This window comes from Dyadobacter chenwenxiniae (assembly GCF_022869785.1).
Classification (GTDB): Bacteria; Bacteroidota; Bacteroidia; order Cytophagales; family Spirosomataceae; genus Dyadobacter; species Dyadobacter chenwenxiniae.
Window position 1 is genome coordinate 67,590 of the sequence record NZ_CP094997.1, and the last position, 23,915, is coordinate 91,504.

A 23,915-nucleotide genomic window follows, 5' to 3' on the forward strand; every position below is an offset into this window, starting at 1 on the left:
GCGATTTTGAAAACGGAAATAGCGTGCATTATCGCTCAGTTTGTTCGATGGCGAACAAGCCGCCAGTACCCGCTGTCCATGGTTGGACATAAGGGTCGGCCTATCTTCTAACGCCGACAAATCGGTACTGACGACGTGACCGGTCTAAAAAAAAGTAGCTTCCAGTCATCTTTAACGTATCGCCGCTGAAACTCCCTGATCCATTCAACCGGCGATCTCCGCTGCTCCTGACGTCATCAATACCGAACCCCGCAATATCTGTATTGCTAAATTCCAGTTTGTCGGGGACACTGTCGAATCCGGCGATCAAGGCCTCTTTTCCATCATCTGTGATGGTAAATTCAGCCGCTTCGGAATAAGGGGTGCCGGTTGGTATTTGGTAATCTGGATAAAATGTTCCTTCTATTGTTCCAATATATGTTCCGGAATAGTTCGGTCTGACTTCCTTCTTATCATCATCCTTGCAAGCAACAAACGTCGTAGTTATGTTCAGAATCAGCAGAGAAGCAAGGATAGCTTTTGTGCGGTTGCCTGTGAAAAGTTTCTGTCTGAAACGGTTTTTGAAATAAGTAATCATAATATAATGGTTTGTTTTAGTAAAATTCCAGATTCAGGGCAAAGATCCCGGCGTAAGTTGAATTCGTTTGCCAGCAATGTTTAACTAATTATCCTTACGCTTATAAAGCGCCTTTTGTTTGCTGTCGGAAACTATTTTTCAGGTGCCAGGAGCCATTCAGGGCTGGATAATCTGTATAATTGTGCTCTCCGCCATCAAACATGGTCGCCCTGTCCGGCTGGTTAAGTGCTGCATCTTTTTCAAACCGTTTTGACAAATCGGAATTTGCAAGGAACAATGTATCAAACGGGACCAGTTTAGCGATACTTTTTTAAGTTCAGCTTCCCTGAAACTTTGTCTAGCCAGCATTTGCAATGCGTGTTTGCTGTCATGCTCCTTGATTGGTATGCTTGGTTATTAAATTTTTGCCTATATTTAAATGTTACTTAAATATATAAATAACCGCTATATGATTTTTATTATTATTTATACAACTTTATGTCATCTGTTTGCTTTTCCTGGGTCGGCAACCCACGTTGTCCCTCTTGAAAGTAAGGTGCCTTTTAATCATATGGTACAAGATTCATTGATTGTGCCAAAGGCATATGAGCTATTTAACCTTGCAGACTCGATAATTGCAATGCACGGATATAAAGCGGCTCTGGATTTCCTAAGGAAGTATGAGAAGCATTATAGCGACCCAATGGAGAGGGGTATGTTTAATCAGGTCATGATGACTTATCAATCATTCTGTGGGGACACCAAGGCGGCCTTGAACTATGAAGCACAGCTAAGTCCGGGCAGGACACAGGAAGTCTACGAGTTCTCCGAAAATTTTATAACGACGCCTGCGAATGCGTTCATCATTCAGAAAAGTGCAGATAAACAGGTGGTTATGTTTAATGAAGCCCACCACCGCCCGCAACACCGCGCGTTTATCCGGAGTTTGTTGCGTGATTTTTACAGCTTAGGGTTTCGCACACTGTTTGTCGAAGCCTATTTTGAGAACCAGGACTCGCTATTGAACGATAGAGGATATCCATTGCAGAATACCGGCACTTATACAAAAGAACCTGTTTTTGGAGATATGTTGCGAGAGGCAAAAAAACTTGGCTTTACGATTGCATCTTATGATAATGACACTGTTACATGTAATTCAACGGAGCCCTTTGTTTGTAATAATCAAAGAGAAAAGGTTGCCGCAGAAAATATTGTCTCCTTTTTAAAGGCCAATCCCAAGGCGAAAGTGTTGGTGGCAGCAGGCTATGCCCACATTATAAAAAAATCCGATGATGGGTGGATAAAAATGGCAGAACAGTTCAAAAGTATTTCTGGAATCGATCCGCTGTCTATTGACCTCGTAGGCATGGCCGAACGGTCTTCAGCAGCGCATGAAAACAAATTTTACAGTGCTGCGCATAAGAAATATGACATTAAGGTCCCATCCATCATTTCAGACAGAACAACCAGGCAAGTATTTCTATCTAACTATCGTCCAGAACAAATAGACTTACAGGTTGTTTTCCCAAGAACAAAGTATACAACAGGATACGCTGACTGGCTATCAGACGGATATCAAAAGGAGTTTATAATAGAGCTTTCCAAAGTCAATTTTACGCCGGGAGACTTATTACAGATTTACATTAAAAATGAGGCAGAAGCTCATGAAAAGCAGGCAGTCCCAATTCTACAATTTCCTTTATCAAACATCAAGCAACAAAAAGTCTTACTCCCAGGCGATTATAGCTATAAGGTTGTGGTTGACCATGGCACGACCAAATCAAGTGCTATCCTGCATTAATGCCAGAAGCAAGTGAATCATGCTTGCAACAATGCGGCTATGCATTGAACGGCTTGGAATCGGCTAGGCGCGAAGGCTGTTCAAAACAGGAGCTGAAACAAAACTTTCGCGGGTATCAATATTGGCTGGCCTGGTAGAAATCCATTCTGACCGCGCGCGTTTAGGTTATAGCAGAAAATAGACCATTTGGTTAACACCTCATTAATTAAATATTAACTTCTCCATAGGCGAGAATCTATATTAAAGGGATGTGTACTAATAACTTCAATTTTCTGATAGTCGGGATGAAGTGGGTGAAGGAGGAAATTGTATGACTCCGCAACCACCGCTGACGGGATTTTTAACGCCATCACATCTGGATCTGTCAGCCAATTTGCAAGTAATTGATGATTTACATCATAGTTGTCATTCTTCTGCCAATCGAACGGGAGCTTTTCAAAAATTTTTGGTTCTGTTGGCAAAGCTATGGTGATTAAAAATAATTTAGGAAGATCCGGGTAGGGTAAAGAAGGTAAATGTACCAGCTGTTCCAGTAATGCCAGTTCTGGACTTGCGGAAGTATAGAGAATACCAATGCCAGCAGGATTCCACCGGCCACCATACTTGCGAGCACCTTCAGTTGACAACGGCGTGTCCGAAAATCGCTCTTTCACCAAGCGATAAGCCAAGATTTGACTATTTGAACTGGGATTTGAAATACTACGCTCAGGCATAAATGCCATGTTCGATACGCCCCAGCACATTGTGCACCATACCAAAACCTGTGGTAGTATCCAGAATGGTAAGCGGAGTTTGTTGATGTAACTCTGATAATGGCGTCCTTAACCACCGTCCCAGTACATCTAGTCTACCATCGAAGACATCAAGGCCATGTGCAAGGAGTTGTTCCAGCAACAATAGCCGTTCGGAGGAATTAGTGTCTAATAATGCGTCAGGGCGAAGCCGGTGCAAAGTACGCTCGGACATATTAAGAATGGGAGCCATTTCTTTATCTGTCAATCCTATTTTCCCGGCAACTTCATCCGCTTTCCCTCGGAGAATCCCGGCACGGACTCGCTCAATAACTGCAAAGCTCTCACAAGAAAAACTGGTATCTAAGAATAAATCCATATCTATAACATTTTGTCATAAATATAACTGTCATTTGGCATTGATGCAAAAGATTCTAAAGGGACCGAAGATCTATTGGCGAGGTTGTTTGGGAGGAAATGAACTGGCTTACAGCTTCATTAACTTCCTGGTGCCGTTCGACAAACCCCATGTGCCCTGCCGGTTGCAGGATTAAAAGCTGTGAGCCAGGGATGCTTTGGTTCATCTTGATGCTTGCTTCGGGCTTGGTCAAACGGTCTTTATTTGCCCCAATGACGAGTGTTGGAATTTGAATCTGGGCAAGCGTGTCAGTAGCATCATATTCAAACATGGCCAGAACGCCCCTGCCTGTAACTGCCGGAGGTGCCATAGCGGCAAGCCGACTGGCAAAATCGAGCTGTTTCCCTGTCTGGGTCCCTGCAAAGGTGAGGAACCGGGTCATGATCAACATATTGCCATTGAAGTAGCTCATCCATCTGCTTATCCATAGTAGGGGAGAAAGTGCCACCATAAGCCAGCAAATTGGCTTTAAAACCGGATTTTGGATGGTTGTCAATAATTTGCTCAGGATCGATGTTCTGGTAGGGTTGGTAAATGTGGTGTGTTCCAGAATGATCCCTTTGATGGTGGGCAATTTATGTTTGTAGATCTTGCAAAACGTCAAGATAGTCATCCCGCCCATGCTATGACCCCACAAAATCGGATCTTTGGCACCAGACTTGTCTATCACTGCATCCAGGTCGGCAGCCAGCTTTTTCAAACTGAAATCTTTGTTATCTGCACGTTTGGACCTGCCCAAACCGGGGTGATCCATCAGCACAAGGTGATAATTACCGGCAAAATACTTTTTTTGATAATACCACTGCATGCTGTTTGAATTCCAGCCATGGATAAAGACAATGGTCTGTTTGCCTTTAACCCCTCCCTGCTCAATGTTAATTATACTCCCATCCGGCCTTTGGATTTTCATTTGGTCTTTAAGACGTTCTGCCTTTGGTTCTTCGATACCCTTGCTGCTTTTGCTCAACAGGAGGCGGATCAGTCCCTTACCGAATATCATAAAAATGAGTAATGCAATTGCACCAATCAAACAGCGCTGGGCATAATCATGATCCCCGATGATATCCTTATGTATATACCACTGACGGCCTAAATAAATTTCAAGGCCCAAGAATGCAAGGGTGGAGAGGTTGGTAAGAAGTAAGGCAAGTAGTAATATTGGCATACAACAACGGGGTAAGACGACTAAACGATATCCAAAATGTATTAAAGGCTATGACTGCCCGGTTAAGTGGACGGTCATAGCCTTTGTGAATTGTTGTTACATTAGCTCGGTTTCACCACCATGTAACTGCTGAACCTGATAGGTCCTCCATTCTGAGGTGATTGCATTGCGGTCAGAAATTGATTTCGGTGTAACACCGATAATAATGCCACCTTCTTTGACACTGTTTTCATAGTGCTCAGCATGTTCCTTAGGTATACCTGAGCCTACAAGTGCCCCAATGATACCACCCGTCAGTCCGCCAGCACCAGCGCCAGTCAGTGCTGCCAATAGCGGCCCCGCAACAACAAGGCCCAGGCCTGGAAGCGCAACGACAGTGCCAATAGCTGCAATGGCACCAATGATAGCGCCAGCTGTACCGCCAATGGCCGAGCCAACACCCGCTTTCTCCAAAGATTTATTTCCAAGGTCGCTGTCGTGATCGCTGTCGATGAAGTGCGTCTTTTTAGTCTCATCAGACATAATTACGGTTATCTCATCTGAACTGTATCCGCGACTAATCAAAGAGTCGTAGGCACGGTCTGCATCTTCTCTTGTTTTAAAAGCACCGGTAATTGGGCCAGCAGTGTAAGCGGCATTTGTTAAATCAGACATGGTAAAATGAATTGGTTGATAAAATATGAATTGTCAGCCTTTGACTAAAATCGTTCCACAGGCGCCATTTGCAGGTTAAGGATGTGTTATCAATATTAAATCAGGCATGGCATAATTTTTGAAAACTCAGGTATCGATCCATTACAGATGAATACTGTCTCACGTTTAACATTTGCACGCCTTATAGATTATGGAAAGCCTATCTGATACCCATTCTTTTGCAGACATCTTCGGCATTGGCGACGGTTGCTTTGTAAAGCTCCGGCCTGCGGAAATGGAACGTCTGAACGCTCTTGTGCAAGCGCGTCCTATCTTAACTCATGGTGAATTTTATATACGGGCGACTTCCCTAAACGGGGTGGATTTTGTGATTCCAGAAACAGACACGCTGGCAGAACACAATGTGATAGCTTGGTCACGCATTTTGGATGGGAAAGAAGTCCTATGTGCGGTAAATATAGGAGAGCAGCACCATGCAGTACTTTACGTCACAATTGACAACGCCTTGCATGAAATCAATTCCAGGATGCGGTGCCTTTATGCATCTGAAATAAGCCCGGCTGAGCTAAATATTGAAGTAAGAAACGGGAAGTCCATCCGGTTGACGATCCCTCCGCACGCTTTGGTAATCTACGAATGAAAAGGGCTTAGAGAAATTAATGGTATTGGCGACCATGAACCTTAAATTTGCGCTTTTCGGACCCGTATTGTATTTCAAGGGTGCCACGGTAATTGGTAATACCGCTTTCTGTTTTGTCTTCTTCTCTTATCGTCAGTATAGCGTTGTACTTCTCTCCGGAGAAATAATTTGAGAAGCCTTTTCGGTCTCTAACAGTTAGGGTATGGCCAACCAACATCTGCCGGCCACCTACAAGAAAATAACCTCTCTTGAGTGGTGTGGCCACAAAAATATACTCTTTATGTGATAGGGGGACCGACGCAAGGCTGAAATAGTATCCTGCCTCTCCTTTAAATGGCTTCTCGTTAATAACTGAGAGCTTCAAGTGGTCTTGTGTATCCACTCCGATATTGGACATCATTACATTGATACTCATCGTTATAAATAGTGTGAACAGAAACATAGGGATCCAAGTATTAGGATGAAAGAAGGCTGTAAACAGGAAGACTATGATAGACCCGGTAGAATTTACCGCGTTGAGTATGTTATATAAGCTCGGAATCGCAAAATCTGGTAAGCATTCCACCAAGTTGGTGGAACGCTTATCGTGAAGAACTTTCGCTTGACACAGAATCGCCAGGTGGGTGAACCGGACGCAGGGTATTGTTAATAATTTTATTCTCTGCGGCCTGGTAACGTGCCTCTTTCAACCAAACGCAAAGCGCAAGTAAGAGGGTGGCTATTAGTAAAGTACTTTTGTGTTTCATAAGTATGCGGATAGTGCGGCCCCTTGTGGACAAGAGTTATCTATCAATTTTTGTGCCAGGATTTGAGGACAAGATGAAGAAAAAACCCCTTTTAAATAGCTATATGGTTACATAAGCCGCATTCACATCACTAATCTTATTTTTCATATGAATTTTATTTTGTAGCGGCTGCTATAAATGACCATCAGGTAATAAACTTAGAATAGTTATAAATTATGATTTGACCAAAACGTTCACATTCCTTGATAATAATTGTGGATGTGAGGTCTAGATGAGAAGTTTTCGACACAGGTATGGGCGAAGCGCGGCCTTAGATTTCACCAATAAGGGTCTTTCGCATATGGTAGTTTGTTACCAGTACACCTCGAATCAGATTGTGATTTTCTCGAATAATAGAGAAACCCTGCTTTTCGAAAAAAGGAGTAGCTGTTTTGCTTACATCAGAGGTCAATACCAGGGTTCCCCTGTCTTTGGCTTCTCCTTCAAGCAGCTTATAAATGGCCAGACCCACGCCCTGCCGCAGGTGGCCCGGGTCAGCATACATAAAGTCGATGTAGTACCCATTTTTCAGGGAGCCGAAGCCAACAATTTCACCGTCTATCTCTGCGATGATAAAAAATTGTTCGCAAATCGCTTGATTCCATCGGGATTCATTTTCTGTGCCACGTTTCCAAGCGTCGCGCTGTTGTTGGTCATAGTCGTGTACACAAGTGTTGTCAATGGTTCGCTTGTACAACATTTGCAATGCACTTTTGTCTGCAAGTTCGGCGGCGCGTAAATGGATTTTAGGCATATAGGCATCAGGTCTGAGATTGAAGATTGCGTTTATCTACCCATAAAAGGCGACCTGACGGATAAATCACTGTATTTCTCGCAGAGATCCTGAGTTTAATCCATCAAATGCTTGTCGCGGGTTCTTTGGATCAAAAATCCATTTTCCGTCTATAATGAACTGATAAACAGTCTTTCCGGAATCTGCTTCTGTTTGAAGCTCCCAGCCATTGTTGGTTCGTCGCATTGGATTGGCTTTCGGAGTCCAGTCGTTAAAGGAACCGACAACAAACACTTCGCGGGCAGATTGATACCCATCCAGGTGAAAGTTCACCATTTTCAACGGCATCGTAGATTGTTCAAGATTCTGACGGATTTTTTTAATTTGCTGCTGCCTGGAATCGTCGGTTGTCTGCTTTTCAAGTTCGGACAGAACTATCCCATGGGCCGTACTTAATGCGCGCGCAGGCGCTACTGCTACGTCAGGCATTACACCTTTACCCTCCCAGTTGGTTTTTGTTAGCGGATTAATGGGTCTTCCTATTGGCATAAAAGCGCTAAAATGGTCCGTAAGTCTGATGTCCCCGCCAGGGTTTGCTCCGCCGGAAGTTGCCGCGCCTACGATTTTAGCCCTTTTAAGCGCTTGCAGATCGTAGGCTAATTGCTCAGCGCCTGAAAATGTAGCAAAACTCGTCAGCACATACACTGGCTTTTTAACATACTTCGTTCCGGGCACATGCGCATATGTCCACACCTGCATTGTGCGGCTATCCTGTCTCCACCAGAGGTCATACAGGTGCACCGGCGTTTCAAATAAATAGCTGCTAAGAAACGGGGTCGCGTCAATCGAAGCGCTGCCACGGCACTTTCTTAAATCAATGATCAATGCATCGGTGTGTGCAAGGTAATTCATAGCAGATGCGTAGGTGTCGCCGGAAAACTCAGGCGCACAAAAAAAGTTGAAACTGATCAGGCCAACATTGCCTGCAAGTACCTCGATTTTACCTATGCCGTAGTTGCTGTTTTTCAACTCGGTTGCGTAAGCAAGCTTTTGATCAGTTGGGATTTTCATCGGGTCATTGTCAGCAGTTTCAGGTATTACTTTCTCCGAATAACGTAGCCTGAGGTGCTTGTCGCCACTGAGTAGCAGCAGGTCTGCCGTTACTGCCGAAGCAAGCTCTGTTCCCTGTAAAATGTTATTGTATGCTCCCGATTCAAACTTCGATACAATGACGTTAGCAATGGTGTCGGCTTTCCCTTCGAACACATACTTCGTTCGGAGAGCGCCCGCAAGCTGTGAAATCAAATCTCCCTTAATCTGGTCGGTTAGTACCTGATTAGGTTCACTGGGTTTTTGCTGTGCTGATAATGGTAAACACATTATCAGCGAAAGTATCAGGATTAGAGGTGTTTTGTCTGTCTTCATATGGTTGTGATACTAATTGTCCTGATAAAACATGCTCCCCGAGTTGAAGGAGCCGTCTAAACATCCTGTACGTCCGGCCATCCGGCCGGTTACGGTCATGAAAATTGGTAACTAAAACACGTGCACGAACAAGATTTGATTTAATCTCTGCCGGTGCTGAATAGCCTGCTAGCCAACGGTACGATTAGTCGTTCGATGCTGGCAGTATCTGTATCAGCGATTGTTCTCCGTTGGTCAGATAGAAAGCAATAAATTTTAATGGTTTGTCAGCCAATGCATTGTCAAAACGCGCAATGGCCGTATTTGCAGGTTCATAAAAAGCGTCACCTTGATTGAGTGTTTGGGCCGGCTGCCCTTGAATTTGATAGATAAGACTGCCTTCGGCTACATAACCGACCACAGGGCACGGGTGCTGATGGAGTGGCGCATGCTGACCCGCGCTCAACGTAATTTCCTTTATTTGAACCTTGTCAACCGACTGAATCCCAAGTGTGACGGATAATAGATCTTTGCGGCCAACTGCTTGCTGTGCGGTTGAATTGATATATATCATGGTCAACAGGAGAATGAAGATGATTTGTTTTTGCATCAAATTTTATTGGAAGAAATTTTGAATGGTAAGGCGACAATGTAAAGTGTCAGAAAACCTGTAAGATCTGCTAGTACGGGCTCGTGGCGTTGAACTTTGCAGATAGCTGTGACGGCAGCTTTCCGGCTGATTTCAACGCTCTCTGTATACTTTGAAGCTGCCTTCTATCGGAACCTGGTCCTTCCAGACACCTTTTTCGGAAAGCAAGGTCTTGAATGTGCCTTCCACATAACCGCCGGGACCCTCGGCCCGGGTGATGGTAATGCTGCCAGCCGGATAGGTGGCGTCACACCCGGAACATTTGTAATACACAGATTCAAAAATCTGGTTCCCCTTGCTTCTTCCCCGTCCCAATTCGATACGGTTTTGGGATGTGATCTTGTAATCACCAGGCGCAGCCGGTCCGTCGAGGTAGATTTCAATGTAGCGGTTGCCTGTCTGGTTCCCACGGATCAGCAGCTTGTCTGTTTCCAACCGGATGCAACCGGTCACCTCGCAGTCCCCTTTGTTTATGGATTGTTCTCCCATGAACTGGAAGGCCAGTTGCTGATCGATTTTTCCGAAAGGTGCGGCATGAATTATTAGGTTTAAAATGAAAACTTTAAGAATGGTTGTAAGCATCATGACTAGAAAATGATTTATTAAAATTCTTCGTCGAAGTTAATAGATAGGAAAGGCTGCCCGGAGACGTACTATATCGGAGTGTGGTTTTTTACCAACGGATCGTCGGAAAAGCATTGTGAGTTGTTACAACCCAACTCACCTCGCAAGCGTCCGCAATGCATTTGCAAGGTCCAATGTCTGGCTGATAAAGGGCTCGTGCCATGACCCGGTTGCCTGCCAAGCTGCCTAATTTGTCTTTCCTTGTCATATCTCTTTGCGGGAAATAAAGTGTCACACCAAAGAGATTGCCAAATGCATTGTGACCATATCATAACAAATGCGTAATCCCGGCTTAACATCACTTCCACGTAGGGCGGATACTTTTGCGGCTTAAAAAATGGTCGGAGCTTTTCCGGTTCGTTACACTCCGTTAAACCCCTATTACTAATGAAAATACGTTTACTTCAGGCATTATTTGCCTTGTTGGTGGGATGCAGCATGTCTCTGCAACTTTCCGCCCAATCTGCCGTCATTAGCGGTAAGGTAACCTCCCAGGCCGGGGAGGCTATTCCCGGTGTCAGCATTCTCATTAAAGGAACCAGTTCAGGAACCACCACCGACGCGACCGGCGCTTACAGCCTTACTACTACTACTCGAAATGCGACACTGATTTTCTCTGCGATCGGCTTTCTGTCCGAGGAGATTACCGTGGGCAATCGGAGTGTGATTGATGTTTTTTTAAAAGAAGATAACAAGATGCTCAACGAAGTGATCGTAACCGCCCTGGGTATCAAGCGGGAAGAAAAATCGCTGGGTTATGCCGCGCAAACGATCAATGAAAATGCGGTAAAAGACGCAAAATCCAACAACTGGGTCAATACACTTTCGGGCAAAGTTGCAGGCCTTAACATTCAGGGCGCTGGCGCAGGACCTATGGGTTCTGCGCGGATTACATTGCGGGGCGAGTCTTCGCTGAACCTGGATAACAACCAGGCGCTGATCGTCGTGGATGGTGTGCCGGTGAGCAGCCGCATTACCGGAACGGGGTTTAACTCTCATCTTTCGGCAGACAGTCCGGTCGATTATGGTTCCAGCTTGTCGGACATTAACCCCGATGATATTGAGAAAGTGACGGTGTTAAAAGGTCCGGGCGCGACTGCATTATATGGAAGCAGGGCGGCAGGCGGGGCGATCATTATCACCACTAAATCGGGCGTTCGCCAGGATAAGGGAATCGGTGTAACAGTCAATTCCAATTTTAGTTTCGAGCGTATTAACCGTTACCCAGACTATCAGTTTGAATACGGCGAGGGAAGAAGCGGCGCTTATTTTTCCTACCTCGACAGCGAAGACGGCCCTAACACAGCCACTACCGTAGCAGCCGGAAGAGCCTGGGGACCTAAGTTCGACGGACAAATGTATTACCAGTTTAATCCTGACGCAGCAGACGGTCGGCCAACAGTACGCACACCCTGGGTTGCCAATAAAGATTACATTTCAGGCTTTTTCCAGACAGGAACCACATTCTCCAATAGCGTTTCCGTGGAAGGCGGAGGTGAAAATGGCTCGGCGCGTTTGTCGGTGACTCATTTGAAAAACAAATGGATCATTCCCAATACAGGTTTTGAGCGTTTGAATGCAGCCCTTTCCGTAAACCAGCGCGTTTCAAAAAGATTAAAAATCAACGGAAAAGCCAACTATACCAACAAGAAAAGCGACAACCTGCCACTCGCAGGTTACAACAACCAGTCGTTGATGTATTTTCTGATCCTGGGAACAACACCTAACATCAAGCCCGAGTGGTTTAAGCCTTACTGGGAGCCAGGACTGGAAAATGTGAAGCAAAGAGCGCCATTTAACCCAACGCCGGACAACCCTTATTTGGGCATGTACGAAATGCTCAACAAAATGAACAAGCACGGGTTTATCGGAAATGTATCCGCGAACTATGAAATTTCTCCGAAACTCGACGTGCTTGTACGTACCGGTTTGGATATGGCATTCGAATTCCGTTCGCAACAGCGCCCATTCAGCATGACACGCTTTCCGCGTGGGAGTTACAGGGAGCAGAATGTATTTACTTACGAGTCCAACACCGACTTTTTATTGAACTACAAAGACAAGATCGCCAACCTGATCGATTTCACTGCCTCTGTCGGAGGAAACGCGATGCGCCAGTCTTACGATTTTGCAGGAATGTATGCCGATCAGCTTGCGCAGCCAGGCATTTACCAGATATCTAACAGCCTTGACCAGGCAGTAGCCGATCCTTTGAAAACCAAAAAGGCAATCAACAGTGTATATGCCGCCTCGCAGTTTTCGTGGGATGAAAAGATCTTCCTTGACGTAACCGGTCGTAACGACTGGTCGAGCACGCTGCCTTATGGCAACAATTCCTTCTTTTATCCTTCGTTAAGTTCCAGTTTCCTGCTGAACGAGCTTTTCACATTACCAAAGGCGATTTCCTTTGCCAAGTTCCGTGCATCGTGGGCACAGGTTGGTAATGATACCAGGCCTTACCAGACAGCCCGCTACTACGACCGGGTTTACGGGAACAGCTTTACCAATTCCAATACCCTTTTCAATGCAGATCTGAAACCGGAAATTACGGCCAGCTACGAGTTTGGGCTCGATGTTCGGTTGCTGCGAAATTTGGTTGGTTTGGACGTGGCTTATTATAATAACAACAGCCGCAACCAGATTCTGGCAATTCCTTTGGACCCGGTTTCAGGATATAACAATGCATTGATCAATGCAGGTTTGATCAACAGCCGTGGGGTAGAGCTCAAACTGACAGGCAAGCCGGTGACGACCAAAAATTTCAGCTGGAATACCACCTTACTCTGGTCAAGAAACCGCAGTTATGTACGCGAGCTGGCTTCGGGCATTACCAATCAGGTGATCTACGCGCATAATACAAATGTGAGCATTGAAGCACGTGTAGGCGGGCTGATGGGCGATATGTACGGACGCGGGTTCCAGCGCGCTCCGGATGGTCAGATCATTTATTCTTCAGTGGGACTTCCGGCCGCACTCGACCCGACCAACAAGAAGTGGGGGAATGCGTTTGCAGACTGGAAAGCGAGCCTATCCAATGAATTTACGATCAGGAATGTGCGCGTAAGCTTGCTTTTGGACGGACAAAAAGGAGGCGAAATGTATTCGCAAACCAACCACAAGAACAATACTTTGGGCAAAACAAAGGTAACATTGCCGGGCCGCGACGAAGGTATCATTGGCCAGGGTGTGGTTAAACAGCCGGATGGAAGCTTTACGCCGAACACCGTGAAAGTGCCGGCCAGCTCCTACTATGACAACTACTATCAGATCGCGAATGCCGAGACCAACATTTTTGACGCTTCTTTTTTGAAAATCCGTGAATTGCGCATAGAGTTCAACCTGCCGCAGGCGGTGCTGTCCCGGATCGGAGTGCGCCAGACGAGCCTAGCCTTCTTTGGTAGAGACCTTTTCAATTTCACCAAATTTCCGGGATTTGACCCCGAAGGAGGAAACCTGAACAATGGTACGCTCACGCCGGGTGTTGAGCTGGCGCAGTTCCCTTCCACCCGAACCATGGGAATGAACCTTACCCTGAAATTTTAATTCAAAGAAATCATGTTTAGAAAAGCATATATCCCGTTTCTGCTGGTCCTGACTCTGCTGGTGTCGTGTACCAACAATTTTGAAGAGCTGAATACCGATCCTAACCGCCCGAAAGAGATCACACCGGGCGTAATGCTGGGCCAGCTGCAATACCAGATCGTGAACAGCACGGTGAATGCGAGCCGTAACTTTACGCACGAGCTGATGCAGGTGGACGCGCCGCGGGCAAGCGCGGGCGGCGGCGGGCTGCACCGTTACATTGTCAACCCGGGTGCGGGCGTGTGGAGTAACTTTTATACGTATCTCAATGATATCGAGGATATTTACCTCATCGCCGACCGGCTTAATGAAAACAATTACAAAGCGATTTCGCTGATCTACAAAACGTGGGCTTACTCAATCCTAACGGACCTTTACGGCGATGTTCCTTATTCACAGGCGACCAAAGCAATCGAAGGAAACTTTAAACCTGGTTTTGACAAACAAAAGGACATTTACATTCAGCTTCTTAAAAACCTGGAAACCGCCAATTCACTGCTGGACGATAAAAAAGCGCTCACTTACGGCGGCGATATGCTTTACAATTCCAATGCATTGTCGGGTTCCACAAATCCGGGCATCCAGAAATGGAAAAAGTTTTGTAACTCTTTGCGTTTGAGATTACTGCTGCGTATTTCAAAAAGAGAAGGAGAAGTGAATGTGAAAGAGCAGATCACCGCTATCCTGGCCAACCCGGCTGCCAATCCGGTTTTTACCACCAATGCAGACGAAGCAATTTTCCGATATCCGGGCACATTTCCGTTTTTCAATCCATTTTATAATGCCCGTCAGGTCGACTGGCGCGATGGAAATTACTACACCAAGTTTTTCATGGACCGTATGAATGAGCTGGCAGACCCCCGCCGCGCGGCCTGGGCTACGCAGGTGAAATCCGGGAATGATAATATTTTCCGTGGCATCGAAAGCGGCTATCCGACCACCACGGAATATGCAGTAGGAAGCAATTCCAGCTACGCCGATGCATTGAAGACCCTGCCGCAGCTGGGCGTTATGATGACACTCGCAGAAGTCGAATTCATCAAAGCCGAGCTTGCATTGAAAGGCTATACGACGGGGTCTACTGCCGAAAAGCATTATGAATCGGGCATTGCGGCTTCCATAGCGCAGTGGGGCGCGACCCTGCCGGAAGGGTTTGTAAAGCAGCAAGGCATTGCCTACGACGCCAAAGCCTCAGCCGAGAAACAATTGGAGCAGATCATGCTTCAGAAGTACTACGCCTACTTTTTCGTAGATTATCAATCGTGGTTTGAAAAACGCAGGACTGGCTATCCGGTGCTGCCGCGCGGCGCGGGCATTCCAGCCGAAAACACATTCCCTTCCCGCGTGCCTTATCCTACATACCTGCAATCGCTGAACCCGGAAGCACTGGCCGGCGCGGTTGCTTCCATGGGCGGGGATGACAGCAACATTAAAGTTTGGTGGGATAAATAGATTTTTTCTTTTTGATTTATTGAAATGATATTACAAACAAAAATCGCACTCCGGGCGGTCCTTTTGATATGGACTGCCCTGGCTGCAAGTACGGGTTTCGCACAGAAACCGAAGATCGAAATGCCCGAGCGAGGCTTGTGCGCGCACCGTGGCTGTATGGACACGCATCCTGAAAACACATTGCCCGCATTTAAAGAGGCGGTTCGCCTTGGCGCGCAAATGATCGAGTTTGACATTCAGCTCACCAAAGACGGCGAGATGGTGATCATGCACGATGACGGCGTAGACCGCACCACCAATGGAAGCGGCAAAGTGTCCGACCTGACCTTCGCGCAGATCCGCGCACTGGACGCGGGAATCAAAAAGTCAGCAAAATTCAAGGGAACGCAAGTGCCGACGTTTGAAGAAACACTGGCAATGATGCCTGAAAATGTATGGCTGAACTGCCATTTGAAAGGCGATGAAGAAGTGGGTGCCAAATCGGCTGCCTTGCTTGCGAAAAGTAACCGGCTGCACCAGGCGTTTCTGACGTGCTCGGAAAAAGCGGCTAGTGCTGCCAGACAAACCGTGCCCGAGATCCTGATCTGCAACGGAGAGAACAGCTACCGGAAGAATACGCCGAAATACGTGCAGGCAACAATCGGTAACAAAGCCAACTTTATTCAGCTGCTGCGTCACGAACCGGGAGAGGATAGAACCGCTTCGATGAAGTTATTGAAGGATAACAAAATCAAAATCAACTATTTCTATGCAAAAACACCCGGCGAGCTGGAAAAACTTTATGCCGAAGGTGTTGATTTTGTGCTGGTCAACAATGTAGCTGATTTTCTTCCGGCAGCTAAAAAAGCAGGCATTGAGCCGGTTGTTCCAACTTATTCAAAGGCAAAAAATCCGGCACAAAAACAGGCCGGGGCCAATGCTGCAAATGAAAGAAATAAAACGCTGATCGTCTTTTTCGACGGCCTCCGACCGGATTACATTACAGCTGAACAAATGCCGAACCTCTTCGCATTTTCACAAAAAGCATCTCATGGAAAGCAGCACCATAGCGTATTCCCGACCGTGACGCGGGTAAACTCATCTTCTTATGCAACCGGCTCTTACCCCGGCACGCACGGGCTACTGGGTAACTCCATTTATTTTCCCAAAGTAAGCCCCAACAAAGCGATCGGGACTACTTACGAGGACCTGATCAAAGTACAGGAATCGGAATCGGGCAAGCTGCTCACGGGCATCTCCCTCGGTGAAGCTTTGGAAAATGCCGGCGAGAAAATGATGGTTTTCAGCTCGGGGACAACCGGACAGGCTTTTTTGCAAAATCATAAAATTGGCAAAGGCGCGATCATTAACCACGAGCTGATATTGCCTGAATCATTCAAAGAGCAGGTTTTCTCGGAAATCGGCCCGATGCCCAAAGGTACCGGCGACGTATTTATCAAACACAAATGGGTAACCGACGCATTGCTGCATTATGGCCTGAAAAACGATGGGCCGCTGGTGAGCGCGATCTGGATGTCGGACCCCGACGGCGCGGCGCACCGCTACGGAATCGGTTCGGACCAGGCTGTGGCGGCCATTAAATATGTGGACGCGCAATTCGGCCGGATCCTCGATTCACTTTCTTCCAGAGGTTTGCGAGAAAAATACAACATTCTGATCTCAACGGACCACGGTTTTGTAACCCACACCGGCAAGCAAAATTTGAGTGATTTGCTGATATCGGAAGGTCTGAAAAAGGACAAAGAATCCGACGACGTGGTGATTGCGGAAGGTGCGATTTACGTCAAAAACCATGATCAAACCGTGATCAGAAAGATCGTAGAGACTTTGCACAAAACTGACTGGATTGGCGCTGTTTTTACAAAACCTAAAAAGAAGGGCAATATGACGGGCTCAGTAAAAGGCACATTGTCTTTTGACGCGATCCACTACAACCACCCGACCCGCGCAGGTGACATCCTCGTTGCCCCGAATTGGAATGACGATAAGAATGATAAGGGTTATGCGGGTACTGATTTATCGGGCGGAGTAGCCGGACACGGAGGTTCAAGTCCGTATGAAATCAACATTGCATTATTCACCGACGGCCCCGATTTCAGGGATGCGGTCAAAAGCGAGCTGCCTACCTCCAATGTGGACATTGCACCGACAGTACTCGCGCTTTACAGCTTGCCGATACCTTCGCAAATGGATGGCCGCGCGCTCTCGGAATTCATAGACGATCAGAAATCCCCCTCCGAAAAGTCCGGGAAAGTGACAATAGAGACCAAAGCCAGCTACCCCTGGGGCACATATAATCTGAGTCTTGAATTGTCGGTTTTGGGAAAATACAAATATGTCAACTTTACCAAAACAGACCGGGTGAAGACAAGTGCTTCGAAATAGGGCCGGCCAGCCCTGCCGATCCGGTTGAGTAATTGCTGATCGCAGCGTTGAGAGAAAAAGGGTTTCCGCAATAGCTAATTAAGCTTAGTGAATTTCTGCAATTTTTTGTTAATACAAGCTTAACGCCTGTAAACCTGGATTTTGTTGCCTACGGGCTACTTTTGGGGTTTAATAATTAAAAAAATGACTGAGGAATTTCGGTCATGCAACATTAAAAGTCTATGAATTCAAAATTACATCTATCAAAGCTCATTTGTGCCTCCGCATGCCTGATATCCTGGGCTGGATTATGTGTTGTCCCGTCCCAAGCGTTCGCTAAATACGCTGGTATGGAGGTGTCTTTGAATATAAAAGACCCTGATTTTAACGATGTGCCTGTTGCCCAATCCATCTCGGGTAAGGTTACAGATGGAACGGGAGCGCCGCTACCTGGTGCGACGGTTGTTGTAAAAGGAACAACAAAAGGCACCACAACAGATACTGACGGGAAATTTGTTATTGATGCAGATGCCAATGCGACGCTTGAGATTTCTTTTATTGGATATGCTTCGAAGGAAGTTCCGGTAAATGGGCAATCATCCATAGTGATCCAGTTAGACCAGGATCTTTCGCAATTGAATGAAGTGGTTGTAGTTGGTTACGGTACCCAAAAAAGGTCAGACATTACGGGTGCCATTTCTTCTATTAGTAGTGAAAGTTTTAACAGGGGCGTTGTAACGAACCCAGGGGAGCTTTTGCAGGGAAAATTGGCCGGTGTTTCCATTGCCGCAAATAGTGGTGAACCTGGGGCTGCGCAAGATATCATTATCAGGGGTATCGGCAGTTTGCGTTCCGGAACACAGCCGCTTTACGTGGTCGATGGATTTTTGTTAGATAACTCCTCTACCGGTGTTCCCACCAATCCGCTGAACTTTATCAACCCTAACGATATCGAAAGTATCGATGTGCTGAAAGATGCCAGTGCGACATCGGTTTATGGATCCAGAGCAGCAAATGGGGTTGTAGTGATTACCACAAAAAAAGGAAAGGGAAAACCGCAGATTAATTTTGCAGCATCCACCGCTGTGTCATCTATGGCCAATCCAATGGATGTATTTAGTGCGGACGATTTTCGCAGGCAAGTGACGGCTGTGGGGGGGACTTTGCAAGACTTCGGTGCAAACACAAATTGGCAGGATGCATTGACCCAAAGGGGTGTATCCAACACGCTCAATTTGTCTATGAGCGGAGCCAGCACTGAGAATTTTTCCTACTTCGCATCAGTAGGCTATCAGGATCAGGAAGGAATTTTGAAGAATAGCAGACTGAAACGTTATTCAGGCAAGCTGAATATGAATCAAAAGGCATTCAACGGCAGGTTGAACATCGATTATAACCTTACGGCTTCCCATACAGAGAACCTGCGCCCGGACATCATATCGACCATGAGCGATATGCTTAGTTTAAACCCGACGATTGCTCCATACACAGATGGTCAGCCTACGCTACTAAACACAAACGCTTTAAATCCACTGGCCAGGTATAATTTATTTAGTGACAAGGCCATCAATAACCGTATTTTGGCAAACATTTCACCATCCATTGAAATATTTGACGGCCTTACTTATAAGTTGAACTTCGGTATTGATTATTCCGCAACGAATAGGAACCAGCAGTATAAACCTTTTACGGCAGTTATTAATGAATCCGATATTGCTAACGGGGTATTGGATAATGGCATAAGCGCGAATACCAATCAACTTGTTGAAAATACGCTTACCTACAATTGGAACCAGGATGTTCACAATGTGACCGTGTTGGCAGGACATTCTTTCCAAAAGTTTTTGGATGAAACCCGAATCACGACTTACCGCGGTTTTGCAAATAACAATATTGAACCTATTTATCAGGACCATACCAGTACAACTCAGTTTCCTACTGCGGTAAATGCGGAAGCCCTTAAAAACGAGCTGCAGTCTTTCTTTGGAAGAGTGAACTACGTGTATGACAATAAGTACATGTTTACCGGTACGTTTCGTGCCGATGGATCTTCCAAGTTTGGAGAGAATAATAAGTACGGCTATTTCCCTTCGTTTGCATTGGGCTGGAACATTAGCAATGAAGATTTTATGGACAAATCGTTTTTCAACAACTTGAAGTTACGGGCAAGTTGGGGCCGGACAGGTAACCAGGAAATTCCATCCAAGATCACAAAAGCCAGTTATTTGGAGCAGCGACTACAAACAGGCGCCGGAAGTGTCAGCACATATCCAGTTGATACAGATGCCACTGCATTGGAAGGTTATCCATACGGGATTATTTATACAAGATTGGCAAACCCTGATTTACAATGGGAAGTATCAACACAATTTGATTTGGGACTTGATTTTGCATTCTTTAAATCCCGCGTGAGTGGTACATTGGATTATTTCAACAAAAAATCTTCCAACATACTTTTAGAAGTTGTTCCTTCCGATCCTGTTGAGCCGACCTCTACGTACTGGAACAATATTCCGAACATGATTATCCAGAACAATGGTGTTGAATTGACGCTGAATTACAGTAGCGACGCAAAACGTGACTTCTCGTATAGTATCGGAGGTAACCTGACCTACATTCAAAACAAAGTAAAAAATTCCCCTTATTCCGTCCTGGCAACCGGGGCAGCTCAGGGTTCCGGCCAATCTGGCGCGACCATTAATGGCTATATCAACAATGAGTCGTTAGGAGCATTTTACATGTATCAGTTCGATGGAATTAATCCTGACAATGGCCAGAACTTATTCAGAGACACCAATGGAGATGGTCAGGTATTGGACAATGACCGCCTTGTAGTGGGCAGCGCCATTCCTAAAATTATCTACGGATATAATTTGAACTTGAAATACAAAGCATTTGACCTGGGTTTGAATTTCAACGGCGTGACAGGAAACAAGATTTTCAATCATACCACCATGACCCTGTTCAACAGGTCGCAATTGGCGAAGTCGAATAACACAACGGATTTTGCGGTGGAGTATCCTAATGAGGCGTTGACTAATGCCAATATCGTTTCGACACGCTATTTGGAGAATGGTTCTTTTCTGAGATTGAATAATGCTACACTGGCCTACAACTTACCCTTAGCCGGGAGCAAATTGGGGGACGTTTTTAATCGTATCAGTGTAAACTTGACGGGTCAAAACCTGTTTGTGATTACAGATTATTCAGGATTTGACCCGGAAGTTAATACGGGATCGGCTTCTGGTGGTATCCAAACCTTTGGCATTGACCGGTTTACGTATCCTAGGGCCAGAACATTCCTGCTAGGTCTTAACGTAACATTCTAAAAACAAACGATTCATTACAATCACGCTGATAATTTAGTTAAAATGAAAAATATAAAATTTTACAAAATCCTACCGATTGCTGTCCTTTTACTGGGATTTCTTGGGTGTACCGATTTGGAGGAAGATATTCTTGATGAATCTCTGACAGGAACCGGCCAGGCAGAAATTGTAAGTGGTTCGATAGCACCGGTATATGGACTTCTCCGACAAGGTGTATGGTTGCATACGGCCAATTTTGGACTGCAGGAAGTTGCTTCTGATGAAGGAATCCTTCCTTATCGCGGTGGAACAGACTGGTATGATGGAGGTAAGTTCATTGCAATCCATCAGCATTTGATGACCCCAAGTAATAGTTTGGTGGGGGACACCTGGACCAATATTACTTTAACTTTATCCAGAGCCGTAATCGCTTCGGAAAGATTAAAACTGGAAGCGGAAAAAGGTAATACAGGCGCACAAGCAGCTTATCACGAAATGGTAGCCATGAAGGCCTACCTTAATATGATGGCCCTTGATAACTGGGGTATTGTTTTCAAAAAAGAGCTTTCCAGTGAAAGATCTGAAATTTTGAGGAAACAAGAAGCGCTTGATTATATCGAAAGCGAGCTTTTGTCGGTTGTTGACGTAATTAGTAAAGATAAAGAGCCGGGCAGGTTAAACCAAAATGCCGTGAGGGCTTTGCTGGCACGTTTGTATCTGAATGCCGCCGTTTATCGCGATCCTTATGGTACACCTAATTTTAGCAAAGGGGACATGGATAAGGTTATACAATATACGAGCGATATAATCTCTGGACCTTATTCATTAAGTTCTGAATATTTTGACTTATTCAGTGATAATAATCATGTCAATCCTGAACTCATATTTGCACTTGACCAAAGAGGAGTACTTGAAACTGAACACCAGCGCTGGGCCTACTGGTCTATATCCGGTGACCAGATCCCAAGACCTGAATTTCCAAGTACACGGGGAACCGACGCGGTAGCTGCTACGCCTGAATTTTATCAGACTTGGGTAGATGCCTACGGCAAGGTTGATCCTGCCGACGCCGATGCACGTTTCTTCAAAAAGAATACAATTGTGCCTGAAGAACTTAAAGATCTTACCGGGGTAACTCCGTTGAATGATGCTGAACATTACTATTGTGTGGAGCCAACGAAGTTTGAAATGGACAGGGGTATAATACGCGGTAGAATATGGGGCCCGAGAAAAGATGGAGGAGGTAATATCTTGACTTGCGGTGATGGAAAAGTAAGGATATATCCCGTTATCAATAGAAGAACCAGCGGTGCAAACCTCACTTATGTTGACCATACACTCAAAGTTGATTTTACCGCTCCGGGGAGTTTACACAATACAGGTTACCGCTTTTCAAAGTACCAGTTTAGCCATACCGCTACCAATTGCTGCAGTTATAGTAGTGTTGACCTGGTTTTGATCCGTCTGGGAGAGATTTACTTAATGCGTGCCGAGGCCAAGTTGAGAAATGGTGACAATGCCGGGGCTTTGGCCGATGTCAATACTTTGAGAACTTCCAGAAAAGCACGACCTGATCAGACTCCTGATGCCTTGAAAAGTATTAACCTTGATATATTGTTCCGCGAGTCGGGTTTTGAGCTTTACTGGGAAGCATTTAGAAGGAATTATCAAATACGGTTTGGCAAATACGAAGGCAGCTGGACAGGCAAGACCGATACCGATGTTAACAAAAGATTGTTCCCGATTCCTCAGCGTGCAGTGGATGGCGCTTCCAGCGAAGAAGGGTTTTTAGTGCAGAATCAAGGATATTAATATAATTGCGTATCTGAAATAAGTGATGAAAGCGGGCTTTGGATTCCAGAGCCCGCTTTCCAATTCTATCGCTGGTCCCCAATTTTTCCTATGAAAACAATTGTAAGTTTAATGCTAGCCCTGGCGCTTCCTGTTTTGAAGTCCGAAGACGCCGACAACCTGCCGATCAACAAAATTCAGGTGATCGGTTCTCACAATAGTTACAAAGAGGCGATCGACCCCGCATTGTTTAAAGTTTTTCAAAAAAAGGATTCCGTTTCATCCAGTAAGATCGACTACGAACATATTGCCATCACCGAGCAGCTCAATATGGGTCTCCGCAATTTGGAAATCGATATTTATCCCGACGAAAAAGGCGGCAGGTATGCGCAGCCCAAAGGACTTGAACTGGCGCCTGGCCAAAAAGCATACGATCCCGAAGGCAAAATGAAACAGCCGGGTTTTAAAATTTTGCACGTGCCCGACCTGGATTTCCGCAGCCATTATTTTACATTAAACGAATGTCTGGAAGATCTGAAAAAATGGTCAGAGGCGCATCCGGACCATACCCCGGTCTTCATCACGCTGGAAGCCAAAGGTCGCGTTCCCAAGGCTGGGGAAGCCGCAGCAAATGAAAGTTTTACAGAAAAGCATTTCGACGAACTTGATAATGTACTTTTTGAAAAGCTGGGTAAAAATCACATCATTACACCTGATGATGTTCGGGGGAAATATGAAACTTTGGAAAGCGCAGTACTGGCGGGCAACTGGCCGCTGCTGAAAAATGCAAAAGGCAAATTTCTGTTCTTATTGGACGATAAGGCTGCGAAAAGAGATATGTACATGGCAGGGCACCCTTCTTTGAAAGGCCGTGCGATGTTTGCCTGCGCGGACCCCGGCACCCCTGAGGCTGCGATGACGATCCGCAATAATCCAAAAGACCCTCAGATCAAAGAACTTGTTAAAAAAGGGTATATCATCCGTACCCGCGCCGACTCCGACACGCGGGAAGCCAGGATCAACGACAAAAGCAGTTTTGAGGCTGCCTGCAACTCGGGAGCGCAGATCATCACCACCGACTATTACCTTAAAAGCACCCACTTCAAATCCGACTATTCGGTGAGTTTTGACGGGAAGAAATATTTCAGGGTGAATCCGTTGTTTACAGCATCAGATCAGGGCGGTAGCAAATAAGCCACTCATAAAAATGAGATAATATTGGGCGTCTATCTTAGCGAGTTATATAAGTTTAATGGTA

At 45.7% G+C, this 23,915-nt stretch carries 19 protein-coding genes; 8 read left to right on the top strand and 11 right to left on the bottom strand.

The window, feature by feature from the left end; genetic code table 11:
- Positions 1 to 100: 100 nt before the first annotated feature.
- A complete protein-coding gene (locus tag MUK70_RS00275; protein WP_234656689.1) occupies positions 101 to 577 on the bottom strand; it encodes a hypothetical protein in 477 nt (158 codons plus the stop codon).
- A gap of 100 nt (positions 578 to 677) precedes the next feature.
- Positions 678 to 833 carry a hypothetical protein gene (locus MUK70_RS00280; RefSeq protein WP_234656690.1) on the bottom strand — a complete coding sequence of 52 codons (156 nt, stop codon included), beginning with the start codon at positions 831 to 833 and terminating at the stop codon, positions 678 to 680.
- Between the two features lie 192 nt (positions 834 to 1,025).
- On the opposite strand from MUK70_RS00280, the gene MUK70_RS00285 reads away from it, so the two are divergent.
- Entirely contained in the window at positions 1,026 to 2,357 is a 1,332-nt protein-coding gene (locus MUK70_RS00285; protein WP_234656691.1) for a hypothetical protein, read from the top strand.
- Positions 2,358 to 2,569: 212 nt separating this feature from the next.
- Here the strand turns inward: MUK70_RS00285 and MUK70_RS00290 are convergent, their stop codons facing one another.
- The 4 genes from MUK70_RS00290 to MUK70_RS00305 form a co-directional block, all read right to left on the bottom strand.
- Positions 2,570 to 3,070, bottom strand: a complete 501-nt coding sequence (locus tag MUK70_RS00290; RefSeq protein WP_234656692.1) for an RES family NAD+ phosphorylase — start codon at positions 3,068 to 3,070, stop codon at positions 2,570 to 2,572.
- Entirely contained in the window at positions 3,063 to 3,467 is a 405-nt protein-coding gene (locus MUK70_RS00295) for an Xre family toxin-antitoxin system antitoxin (RefSeq protein ID WP_234656693.1), read from the bottom strand. Before MUK70_RS00295 ends, MUK70_RS00290 begins: the two co-directional genes overlap by 8 nt.
- Before the next feature lie 55 nt (positions 3,468 to 3,522).
- A complete protein-coding gene (locus MUK70_RS00300) occupies positions 3,523 to 4,671 on the bottom strand; it encodes an alpha/beta fold hydrolase (protein ID WP_234656694.1) in 1,149 nt (382 codons plus the stop codon).
- 96 nt (positions 4,672 to 4,767) lie between these two features.
- Positions 4,768 to 5,325, bottom strand: coding sequence for a hypothetical protein (locus tag MUK70_RS00305; protein WP_234656695.1), 558 nt, complete (start codon positions 5,323 to 5,325; stop codon positions 4,768 to 4,770).
- A 190-nt stretch (positions 5,326 to 5,515) separates the two neighbouring features.
- On the opposite strand from MUK70_RS00305, the gene MUK70_RS00310 reads away from it, so the two are divergent.
- Complete coding sequence (locus MUK70_RS00310; protein WP_234656696.1) at positions 5,516 to 5,965, top strand: hypothetical protein; 450 nt, start codon at positions 5,516 to 5,518, stop codon at positions 5,963 to 5,965.
- Positions 5,966 to 5,981: 16 nt separating this feature from the next.
- Here the strand turns inward: MUK70_RS00310 and MUK70_RS00315 are convergent, their stop codons facing one another.
- The 5 genes from MUK70_RS00315 to MUK70_RS00335 form a co-directional block, all read right to left on the bottom strand.
- The gene (locus MUK70_RS00315) at positions 5,982 to 6,380 is read right to left on the bottom strand and encodes a hypothetical protein (protein ID WP_234656697.1); all 399 of its coding nucleotides are present in this window, start codon (positions 6,378 to 6,380) and stop codon (positions 5,982 to 5,984) included.
- Positions 6,381 to 7,021: 641 nt separating this feature from the next.
- Positions 7,022 to 7,504 (bottom strand): GNAT family N-acetyltransferase, encoded by a 483-nt coding sequence (locus tag MUK70_RS00320; RefSeq protein ID WP_234656698.1) that lies wholly within the window; start codon positions 7,502 to 7,504, stop codon positions 7,022 to 7,024.
- A gap of 66 nt (positions 7,505 to 7,570) precedes the next feature.
- Complete coding sequence (locus MUK70_RS00325) at positions 7,571 to 8,908, bottom strand: S41 family peptidase (RefSeq protein ID WP_234656699.1); 1,338 nt, start codon at positions 8,906 to 8,908, stop codon at positions 7,571 to 7,573.
- 184 nt (positions 8,909 to 9,092) lie between these two features.
- Positions 9,093 to 9,497 (bottom strand): cupin domain-containing protein, encoded by a 405-nt coding sequence (locus MUK70_RS00330; protein ID WP_234656700.1) that lies wholly within the window; start codon positions 9,495 to 9,497, stop codon positions 9,093 to 9,095.
- 132 nt (positions 9,498 to 9,629) lie between these two features.
- On the bottom strand, positions 9,630 to 10,121 hold the full coding sequence (locus MUK70_RS00335; protein WP_234656701.1) for a hypothetical protein: 492 nt from the start codon (positions 10,119 to 10,121) through the stop codon (positions 9,630 to 9,632).
- 426 nt (positions 10,122 to 10,547) lie between these two features.
- Here MUK70_RS00335 and MUK70_RS00340 point away from each other — a divergent pair, with 426 nt between their 5' ends.
- From MUK70_RS00340 to MUK70_RS00365, 6 genes are all read left to right on the top strand, one after another.
- Positions 10,548 to 13,703 carry a SusC/RagA family TonB-linked outer membrane protein gene (locus MUK70_RS00340; RefSeq protein WP_234656702.1) on the top strand — a complete coding sequence of 1,052 codons (3,156 nt, stop codon included), beginning with the start codon at positions 10,548 to 10,550 and terminating at the stop codon, positions 13,701 to 13,703.
- 12 nt (positions 13,704 to 13,715) lie between these two features.
- Positions 13,716 to 15,194, top strand: coding sequence for a SusD/RagB family nutrient-binding outer membrane lipoprotein (locus tag MUK70_RS00345; protein ID WP_234656703.1), 1,479 nt, complete (start codon positions 13,716 to 13,718; stop codon positions 15,192 to 15,194).
- Positions 15,195 to 15,218: 24 nt separating this feature from the next.
- Entirely contained in the window at positions 15,219 to 17,579 is a 2,361-nt protein-coding gene (locus tag MUK70_RS00350; protein ID WP_234656704.1) for an alkaline phosphatase family protein, read from the top strand.
- A gap of 221 nt (positions 17,580 to 17,800) precedes the next feature.
- A complete protein-coding gene (locus tag MUK70_RS00355) occupies positions 17,801 to 20,887 on the top strand; it encodes a SusC/RagA family TonB-linked outer membrane protein (protein ID WP_234656705.1) in 3,087 nt (1,028 codons plus the stop codon).
- Between the two features lie 42 nt (positions 20,888 to 20,929).
- Positions 20,930 to 22,678, top strand: a complete 1,749-nt coding sequence (locus MUK70_RS00360) for a RagB/SusD family nutrient uptake outer membrane protein (RefSeq protein ID WP_244784599.1) — start codon at positions 20,930 to 20,932, stop codon at positions 22,676 to 22,678.
- Between the two features lie 90 nt (positions 22,679 to 22,768).
- Positions 22,769 to 23,851: a phosphatidylinositol-specific phospholipase C1-like protein gene (locus MUK70_RS00365; protein WP_234656707.1), complete on the top strand. Its 1,083-nt coding sequence runs from the start codon at positions 22,769 to 22,771 to the stop codon at positions 23,849 to 23,851.
- Positions 23,852 to 23,915 lie beyond the last annotated feature (64 nt).

Coding starts and splice junctions, on each gene's coding strand:
- MUK70_RS00275 (WP_234656689.1), bottom strand. CDS start 577: ATGATTACTTATTTCAAAAACCGTTTCAGACAGAAACTTTTCACAGGC.
- MUK70_RS00285 (WP_234656691.1), top strand. CDS start 1,026: ATGATTTTTATTATTATTTATACAACTTTATGTCATCTGTTTGCTTTT.
- MUK70_RS00290 (WP_234656692.1), bottom strand. CDS start 3,070: ATGCCTGAGCGTAGTATTTCAAATCCCAGTTCAAATAGTCAAATCTTG.
- MUK70_RS00295 (WP_234656693.1), bottom strand. CDS start 3,467: ATGGATTTATTCTTAGATACCAGTTTTTCTTGTGAGAGCTTTGCAGTT.
- MUK70_RS00300 (WP_234656694.1), bottom strand. CDS start 4,671: ATGCCAATATTACTACTTGCCTTACTTCTTACCAACCTCTCCACCCTT.
- MUK70_RS00305 (WP_234656695.1), bottom strand. CDS start 5,325: ATGTCTGATTTAACAAATGCCGCTTACACTGCTGGCCCAATTACCGGT.
- MUK70_RS00310 (WP_234656696.1), top strand. CDS start 5,516: ATGGAAAGCCTATCTGATACCCATTCTTTTGCAGACATCTTCGGCATT.
- MUK70_RS00315 (WP_234656697.1), bottom strand. CDS start 6,380: ATGAGTATCAATGTAATGATGTCCAATATCGGAGTGGATACACAAGAC.
- MUK70_RS00320 (WP_234656698.1), bottom strand. CDS start 7,504: ATGCCTAAAATCCATTTACGCGCCGCCGAACTTGCAGACAAAAGTGCA.
- MUK70_RS00325 (WP_234656699.1), bottom strand. CDS start 8,908: ATGAAGACAGACAAAACACCTCTAATCCTGATACTTTCGCTGATAATG.
- MUK70_RS00330 (WP_234656700.1), bottom strand. CDS start 9,497: ATGCAAAAACAAATCATCTTCATTCTCCTGTTGACCATGATATATATC.
- MUK70_RS00335 (WP_234656701.1), bottom strand. CDS start 10,121: ATGATGCTTACAACCATTCTTAAAGTTTTCATTTTAAACCTAATAATT.
- MUK70_RS00340 (WP_234656702.1), top strand. CDS start 10,548: ATGAAAATACGTTTACTTCAGGCATTATTTGCCTTGTTGGTGGGATGC.
- MUK70_RS00345 (WP_234656703.1), top strand. CDS start 13,716: ATGTTTAGAAAAGCATATATCCCGTTTCTGCTGGTCCTGACTCTGCTG.
- MUK70_RS00350 (WP_234656704.1), top strand. CDS start 15,219: ATGATATTACAAACAAAAATCGCACTCCGGGCGGTCCTTTTGATATGG.
- MUK70_RS00355 (WP_234656705.1), top strand. CDS start 17,801: ATGAATTCAAAATTACATCTATCAAAGCTCATTTGTGCCTCCGCATGC.
- MUK70_RS00360 (WP_244784599.1), top strand. CDS start 20,930: ATGAAAAATATAAAATTTTACAAAATCCTACCGATTGCTGTCCTTTTA.
- MUK70_RS00365 (WP_234656707.1), top strand. CDS start 22,769: ATGAAAACAATTGTAAGTTTAATGCTAGCCCTGGCGCTTCCTGTTTTG.